Genomic DNA, 7310 nt, shown 5'->3' on the forward strand with positions numbered 1-7310 from the left:
ACGACGCTGTCGGTCGGCGTCAAACTGTGGACGGGCGCGGAGTTCTGGGCCAATCCGGAGATCGATCAGGGCCATGGCCTTAACGACACCCATGGCGTGGCCGGTTTTCCGAGCGCCGAAGCCTACAAGATCGGATCGTCCACGCCTTACGCGCGACTGCAACGCGCCTTCCTGCGCCAGACCATCAATCTCGGCGGCGACACCGAAAACGTCGACGACGACTTCACCCAGTTCAAGGGCACCCGCTCGACCGAGCGCCTGGTTATCACCGCGGGCCGCTTCGGTATCAACGACATCTTCGACACCAACAAATACGCCAACAATCCGAAGAGCGACTTTTTGAACTGGTCGCTGGTCAATGCCGGCACCTTCGACTATGCCGGCGACGGCTGGGGATACACCTACGGCGCGGCAGCCGAATGGTACACTGGGCAATGGACTTTTCGGGGCGGCGTGTTCGATCTTTCCAAATCGCCCGCCGGCGGCATAAGCCCGCTCGGCGGTGTGAATGATCCAACCTTCCAGCAGTTTGCGCTCCTCGGTGAAATCGAACGGCGCTACGATCTGTGGGGCCAGCCGGGCAAGATCAAGATCACCGGATTCCTCAATCGCGGCAGCGCCGGCAATTTCAACGACGCGATCGCGCTCGCAATTGCCACGGGAATGCCGGCCAACATCAACGCCGTGCGCTCCTACACCAGCCGGCCCGGCGTCAGCCTCAACCTCGAGCAGCAGGTGATGGAAAATCTCGGCGTGTTCTTTCGCGCCGGCTGGGCCGACGGCCAGATCGAACCCTGGGATTTCACCGACGTCGACCGCACGGTCTCCGGCGGCGTTTCGATCGGCGGCAAATCATGGGGCCGGCCCGACGACACCATCGGGATCGCCGGTATCATCAATGGGATTTCGAACGCGCACATTGCCTTCCTCAATGCCGGTGGGCTCGGCATCCTCGTCGGCGACGGGCAATTGACCAACTACAGCACCGAAAAAATTCTCGAGGCCTATTACAGTATCGCGCTGAACAGCTCGACCAAGCTCACCTTCGATTACCAGTTCATCGCCAATCCCGGCTACAACGCCGACCGCGGCCCGGTGAATGTGTTCGCGGCACGGGCGCACTGGCAGTTCTAAGAAAGCCATGATGTTATGGCCGCGCTTTCTCCGGAGGCGTAACCATGCCAAAACAGTTCGCGATCCTCCTTAGTGTGCTTCTCACCGCACTCTTTGCGACATCACCAGTTAACGCCATGGATAAGCTCACTGTCATGATTTCCGGCGGCTTCTCGCCAGCCTATCGCGCGGTTCTCCCGGAGTTCGAGCGGAGCACGGGCGTCGCCGTGACGACACTGTCCGGCGCGTCGCAAGGCAAGGGGCCGAAAACCATCAAGTCCCAGCTCGAGCAAGGCACCGAGGTCGACGTCGTCATCCTGTCAAGGGAAGGCCTCAACGAGCTGATCGCGGCGGGCTATATCGCGACCGGCTCCGAAGCCGAACTTGCGAGCGTGCCGCTCGCCGCTGCCGTGCGCAAGGGAAGTCCCAAGCCCGACGTCAGCACCGTCGATGCGCTCAAACAAACGCTGCTCAACACGCCCCGGCTGGTCATGCCGGCAAGCACCGGCGGCATCTATATGACGGACGTGGTGTTTCCGAAGCTTGGCCTCGCCGGCAAGGTGACGCCGAAGATGGTGCCCCGCGGCACGGATTCGACCGACATGCTTGCAGCCGGCGAAGCGGATCTCGCCATCGGGCCGGTCAGCGAGATTATCAGTCAACCCGGCGTCGAGCTGGTAGCTCCGCTTCCCGACGAAGTGCAACTGGTCCAGATGTTCACGGCATCGATCGTCAAGACCGCGCACAATCCGGAACAGGCCAGAAAGCTGATCGAATTTCTGGTATCCGACCGCACCACGAAAGCCATCAAGGAGTCCGGCATGCAACCGGTCGGGATCGGCCGCAAACCTTAAGAATTCTCGCAGCCTCAATTCGCCCGCAGCCGAGCAGCCGCAGGCATCAGGCTGCGACCGGCGCGACAATGCGGCGATAGAGATGCCAGGTCGCGTGCCCGAGCACGGGCAAGGTGACGACGAGACCCAGGAAATACGGCAGCGCCGATATCGCGAGCAGCACGACGATGACCGCCGCCCAGCCGATCATCGGCAGCGGGCTCATCACCACCGAGCGCACGCTCGTGATCATTGCGGTGATGAAATCGACATCGCGCTCCAGCAGGAGCGGGAACGACACCACCGTCAGGGAAAACAGAACGAGCGACAAGGCCGCTCCGACGAGATTGCCGACCACGAGGAACACCAGGCCCTCGTCGGTGGTCAGCACCACGGTGATGAATTCGTTCAGGCTGGAAAACGAGGCATTGAGCCCGATCAACAAGGCGATCAGCAAGCGGACCTGGTACATCCAGATCACGAAGATGAACAGGGTGACAAAGGCCATCCAGCCGATCTCGCTGCGCGATGTCACGGTCGACCAGATCGCCCGCATCGAAATCGCCTCCCCCGTCTCGCGGCGGCGGCTGACTTCGTAAAGACCGATCGCCACGAATGGACCGATCAGCGCAAAACCTGCCGCCAGCGGATAGGCCAGATAGACCATGCCAAAGGCGGTCAGGCACAGCAGGATGACGATGCCGCCCACGGCATAGAAGGCGCCGAACGCGAGGCCGTAGAGCGGCTTGGCCTGAAAGTCGCGCAGGCCCTGGCCGAGCGCCTCGGCGATATCGGCCGCTGCGATCGGGCGAACCACCGGATCGACCTTGCCGGAAATGGACATGTATCCCCCCAAATCGTTTGGGGAAATTGACACCGGGCGGGACGGCAGGCGCCTTGATTTGCGTCAAACCGCCGAGCGCGAAACGCGCATCAGCCCAGCGCCCTCAACTCGCGCCGCAGCACCTTGCCGGTTGCGGTCATCGGCAGGCTGTCGGTGAACTGCACGAAGCGCGGATATTCGTGGGCGGCGAGTTTGACCTTCACGTAATCCTGAATCTCGCGCGCCAAGGCCTCGCCCGGCGCAAAGCCCGGCCGCAGCACGATCCAGGCCTTGATCGATTCAGTGCGTACGGGATCTGGAATGCCGACCACGGCTGCCATCGCCACCGACGGATGCTTCAGCAGGCAATCCTCGATCTCCGACGGGCCGACCCGATAGCCCGCGGTGGTGATGACATCGTCCTCGCGGCTCAGATACCAGAAATAGCCGTCTTCATCCTGCCGGCCGAGGTCGCCGGTCAACAAGAAGCCGCCGGCATATTTTTTCCGCGTGGCTTCCGGGTTCTTCCAGTATTCGATCATGGTCACCGGATTGGGCTGGCGAACGCCGATGATGCCGCGCGTCCCCCGCGGCAGTTCGTTGCCCTGCTCGTCGACGATGCGCACGTCGAAACCCGGGGTTGCCTTGCCCATCGAACCGGGCCGGATCGGAAACAGTCTGGCATTGCTGCCGACGACGAGATTGCATTCGGTCTGGCCGAACACCTCATGCGCCTCGATGCCGAAGGTCGCGCGCACCCAGTCGAGCAGCTCGACACCGAGCGATTCGCCGCCGGTGAAGATGCTGCGCAACTTGACGCCGGGATGCCTCACCTCGGCCTGGCGCATCAGCTTCAAGGCGGTCGGCGGCAGGAACACGTTGCGCACGGCGTGATCGGCCATCAACTGCATGGCCGCATGCGGCTCGAACTTGCGGGCGCGATGGCCGACCACCGGCACGCCGTGATACCAGGCCGGAAACAGTGCATCGAACAGTCCGCCGATCCAGGCCCAGTCGGCCGGCGTCCACATCACGTCGCCTGGCTTGGGAAAGAAGTCATGAGCCATCTCGACATTGGGCAGATGGCCGAGCAGCACGCGGTGGGCATGCAGGGCGCCTTTCGGATTCCCGGTCGTGCCCGAGGTGTAGATGATGATGGCGGGATCGTCGGAGGAGGTATCGACGGTCTCAAATTCGTTCGAGGCGGCGCGAAGGGTCGGCCAGAATGCCTTGGTACCGGAGCCCGCCTCCTCACCCACGAGATAGACATTCTTCAGATCCGGCAGCCTGGCGCGGATTTTCTGCAGCTTCTCCCAACCGGCCGCGTCGGTGACGATGGCCTTGGCGGCGGAATTTGCCAGGCGAAATTCCAACGCCTCTTCGCCGAACAACGCGAACAGCGGGATCGAGATCATGCCGGCGCGAAACGCTGCGAGATGCCCGACCGGCAATTCCAGCGACTGCGACAAGAACAGCGCGACGCGGTCGCCGCGCACCAGTCCGTCGGCCTTGAGCACGCTGGCGAAGCGGCGCGACAGATCGGCAAGTTCATCGAAGGAGGTGCGGCGCGAGGATCCGTCCTCGTCGACATAGATCAGCGCCAGGCGGCCTGAGCCGTCCGCATGACGGTCGCAACAGGCGGTCGCCATGTTGAAGCGCGCAGGGATCTCCCAGCGAAATTCGCGGCAGAGCTGGTCGTAGTCGTTGGTCTCGGTGAGCATGAGAAAAGGCTCTCAATCTCTCAAGCATGTCTCTGCGAAAGCAGGGACCCATAACCACAAGAAGCTCGGTCTAATATTGAGTTGGCTTCCGCTTGTTCACTTCACCAGGGCTGCGGCGTATCGGTCCCCGCGTTCGCGGGGACGACCATTTACCGCGCAGCTTAACCCGTCAGCGCAGCCTTCACCAATCCGCTGGCTTTGCCGAAGTCCATCTGCCCGGCATATTTGCCCTTGAGCACGCCTACGACCTTGCCCATGTCCTTCATGCCGCTCGCGCCGGTCTCCTTGATGGCATCGGCGATCGCGGCCTTCACATCCTCGTCCGACATCTGCTTCGGCAGGTAGGCCGTGATCACGTCGATCTCCGCGCGCTCCTGCGCGGCGAGTTCGGCGCGGCCGCCCTTCTCATAGAGCTCGACGGATTCCTGACGCTGCTTGATCATCTTCTGCAGCACGCCGAGCAGGTCGGCGTCGGACAGCGGTGGCTTGCCCTCGCCGCGCGCGGCGATGTCCGCGTTCTTGATGGTCGAATTGACCATCCGGAGCGTCGAAAGCTTGCGCTCGTCCTTGGCCTTCATCGCGTCCTTGACCGCGTTGTTGATGTCGTCGCGCAGCATGGGAATCACCCTCTTTTCGGCTCGAGACGTTGATCTAGGCGGTTCGGCCGACAGAGACAACCTGCGTTCCCGCCGCAGGCCCAGCCAACTGCCCGGAAATATGCTGAAAACGCATGTGAATCGGGCCGTTTCCGGCTTTGACGCAGACGGCGGGCAAGACTATTTAGAGGCCTCATGACGACATCAGAAAATACTGCCGCCTGGCCGGACCACAAGCCGACCGCACTCCTCGTGCTGGCCGATGGAACGGTGCTGGAAGGCTTCGGCCTCGGCGCCGAGGGCCACGCCGTCGGCGAGGTCTGCTTCAACACCGCCATGACCGGCTATGAGGAAATCCTCACCGATCCCTCTTATGCCGGCCAGCTCATCACCTTCACCTTCCCCCATATCGGTAATGTCGGCACCAACGACGAGGATATCGAGACGGTGAACATGGCGGCGACGCCGGGCGCCCGCGGGGTGATCCTGCGCACCGCGATTACCGATCCCTCGAACTACCGTGCTACGCGCCACCTCGATCAGTGGCTGAAGGCGCGTGGCATCATCGGCCTCTCCGGCATCGACACCCGCGCACTGACGTCGCTGATCCGCAGCAAGGGCATGCCCAACGCCGTGATCGCGCACGCCAGGGACGGCAAGTTCGATCTGCATGCCCTGAAGGAAGAGGCGCGGGAATGGCCGGGTCTGGAAGGCATGGACCTCGTGCCGATGGTCACCTCCGCGCAGCGCTTCACCTGGGATGAGACGCCGTGGGCGTGGGAGAACGGATTCGGCCGCCAGACCAATCCGGAATTCAACGTGGTTGCGGTCGACTACGGGATCAAGCGCAACATCCTGCGGCTGCTCGCCGGCGTCGGCGCCAAGGTCACCGTGGTTCCGGCGACGACATCGGCCGAAGACATTCTGGCGATGAAACCGGACGGCGTGTTCTTGTCGAACGGGCCGGGCGATCCGGCCGAGACCGGCAAATATGCCGTGCCCGTGATTCAAAAGGTGATCGACTCCGGCACGCCAACCTTCGGAATCTGCCTCGGCCACCAGATGCTGGGCTTAGCCGTCGGCGCCAAGACCAAGAAAATGCATCAGGGCCATCACGGCGCCAATCACCCGGTTCGCGACGAGACCACCGGCAAGGTCGAGATCACCTCGATGAACCACGGCTTCGCGGTGGACCAGGCGACGCTGCCGAAAGGCGCGACGCAAACCCACGTCTCGCTGTTCGACGGCTCCAATTGCGGCATCGCGCTCGACGGCAAGCCGGTCTTTTCGGTGCAGTACCATCCCGAAGCCTCGCCCGGCCCGCGCGATTCCCACTATCTGTTCCAGCGCTTTGCCGATCTGATGCGGGCGAAGAAGCGGGCGTAGGCCGATCGCGCAACAACGTGACGCGTGGCGCGCGGGCTGCGCCGCTGTCGGCGGCCCGCCTCACAGCTATGGGCCGACCTCGACGACGAACATCCTCGCCCGTTGAGCTTCTTGGCGATCAGCCTTGATCGGCGCATAGCTTTCCGAATTGTAGAATGCCAATGCCTCGGCGAGCGTCGGAAACTCGAATACGCCGGCCATCGGCAACGGCATCTCGTCGCCTTCGAGCACCGCGGCGACCCGGCCAAAATAAAGGATTCGCCCGCCCGCTTCTTCGAGTGCAGCCTTGAAGCGAGGAGCGAGCGCCGCCTGCTTGGCCGGATCGACAACCTGTAGATTGACGTGAACGTAAGCCGGCATAGAATCAACCCTGCCCAAGCAATCCCTGCGCTCGTGTTGCCATCGGTGGACCGCCATGTCGAGCACTATCCCCCTTGTGCAATAAATTTTCAGATTATTGCATGATGTACATCATTTGTTATGATTGGCATCATCTTACGGAAAGATAGCCGACCCATGACCGCTCCCACTCAGCGCAAGATCGAATATGGCGTGACGCCGACCGAGGTGATGGCCGCGATGAAGGGAATCGATTTCATCCGCGCCACCTTCGACGGCACGTTGCCGGCGCCGCCGATCATGCAGACGATCGAGCCCTATGGGCATTCGGCCGAGCCCGGCGTTGTATCCTTCCTCAGCGTCCCCGGCTTCCGGCACTACAATCCGATCGGCTCGGTACACGGCAGCTATGCCGCGGCGCTGCTGGATTCCGCGATGGGGCTTGCGGTGCATTCGATGCTGCCGGCCGGCACCGGCTACACCACGCTGGAATTCAAGA

General features: G+C 62.5%; 8 protein-coding genes. 4 read left to right on the forward strand and 4 right to left on the reverse strand.

Going from position 1 to position 7310, the window contains the following annotated elements; genetic code table 11:
* Both VFL62_RS10970 and VFL62_RS10975 read left to right on the forward strand, forming a co-directional pair.
* Positions 1-1134: carbohydrate porin (locus VFL62_RS10970; protein WP_325172396.1), on the forward strand; the 1134-nt coding region annotated here is incomplete at its 5' end.
* Positions 1135-1250: 116 nt separating this feature from the next.
* On the forward strand, positions 1251-1967 hold the full coding sequence (locus tag VFL62_RS10975; protein ID WP_325172397.1) for a substrate-binding domain-containing protein: 717 nt from the start codon (positions 1251-1253) through the stop codon (positions 1965-1967).
* Positions 1968-2013: 46 nt separating this feature from the next.
* Here VFL62_RS10975 and VFL62_RS10980 read toward each other — a convergent pair whose 3' ends face one another.
* The 3 genes from VFL62_RS10980 to VFL62_RS10990 all read right to left on the reverse strand — a co-directional run bounded on the left by VFL62_RS10980 (position 2014) and on the right by VFL62_RS10990 (position 5107).
* Entirely contained in the window at positions 2014-2790 is a 777-nt protein-coding gene (locus tag VFL62_RS10980) for a DUF2189 domain-containing protein (RefSeq protein WP_325172398.1), read from the reverse strand.
* An 89-nt stretch (positions 2791-2879) separates the two neighbouring features.
* Complete coding sequence (locus tag VFL62_RS10985) at positions 2880-4490, reverse strand: acyl-CoA synthetase (protein WP_325172399.1); 1611 nt, start codon at positions 4488-4490, stop codon at positions 2880-2882.
* A 161-nt stretch (positions 4491-4651) separates the two neighbouring features.
* Positions 4652-5107 carry a GatB/YqeY domain-containing protein gene (locus VFL62_RS10990; RefSeq protein WP_325172400.1) on the reverse strand — a complete coding sequence of 152 codons (456 nt, stop codon included), beginning with the start codon at positions 5105-5107 and terminating at the stop codon, positions 4652-4654.
* Positions 5108-5281: 174 nt separating this feature from the next.
* On the opposite strand from VFL62_RS10990, the gene carA reads away from it, so the two are divergent.
* Positions 5282-6472 carry a glutamine-hydrolyzing carbamoyl-phosphate synthase small subunit gene (gene carA, locus VFL62_RS10995; protein ID WP_325172401.1) on the forward strand — a complete coding sequence of 397 codons (1191 nt, stop codon included), beginning with the start codon at positions 5282-5284 and terminating at the stop codon, positions 6470-6472.
* A gap of 66 nt (positions 6473-6538) precedes the next feature.
* On the opposite strand, the gene VFL62_RS11000 is transcribed toward carA, so the two are convergent.
* Complete coding sequence (locus VFL62_RS11000) at positions 6539-6889, reverse strand: DUF1330 domain-containing protein (protein ID WP_325172403.1); 351 nt, start codon at positions 6887-6889, stop codon at positions 6539-6541.
* Between the two features lie 99 nt (positions 6890-6988).
* Between VFL62_RS11000 and VFL62_RS11005 the strand changes: the two genes are divergently transcribed.
* A partial coding sequence (locus VFL62_RS11005; RefSeq protein WP_325172402.1) for a PaaI family thioesterase occupies positions 6989-7310 on the forward strand: 322 nt, incomplete at its 3' end.

Origin of the sequence: Bradyrhizobium sp. (assembly GCF_035701725.1) — a bacterium.
Lineage (GTDB): Bacteria > Pseudomonadota > Alphaproteobacteria > Rhizobiales > Xanthobacteraceae > Bradyrhizobium.

Coding starts and splice junctions, on each gene's coding strand:
- VFL62_RS10980 (WP_325172398.1), bottom strand. CDS start 2,790: ATGTCCATTTCCGGCAAGGTCGATCCGGTGGTTCGCCCGATCGCAGCG.
- carA (WP_325172401.1), top strand. CDS start 5,282: ATGACGACATCAGAAAATACTGCCGCCTGGCCGGACCACAAGCCGACC.
- VFL62_RS11000 (WP_325172403.1), bottom strand. CDS start 6,889: ATGGCGGTCCACCGATGGCAACACGAGCGCAGGGATTGCTTGGGCAGG.
- VFL62_RS10985 (WP_325172399.1), bottom strand. CDS start 4,490: ATGCTCACCGAGACCAACGACTACGACCAGCTCTGCCGCGAATTTCGC.
- VFL62_RS10975 (WP_325172397.1), top strand. CDS start 1,251: ATGGATAAGCTCACTGTCATGATTTCCGGCGGCTTCTCGCCAGCCTAT.
- VFL62_RS10990 (WP_325172400.1), bottom strand. CDS start 5,107: ATGCTGCGCGACGACATCAACAACGCGGTCAAGGACGCGATGAAGGCC.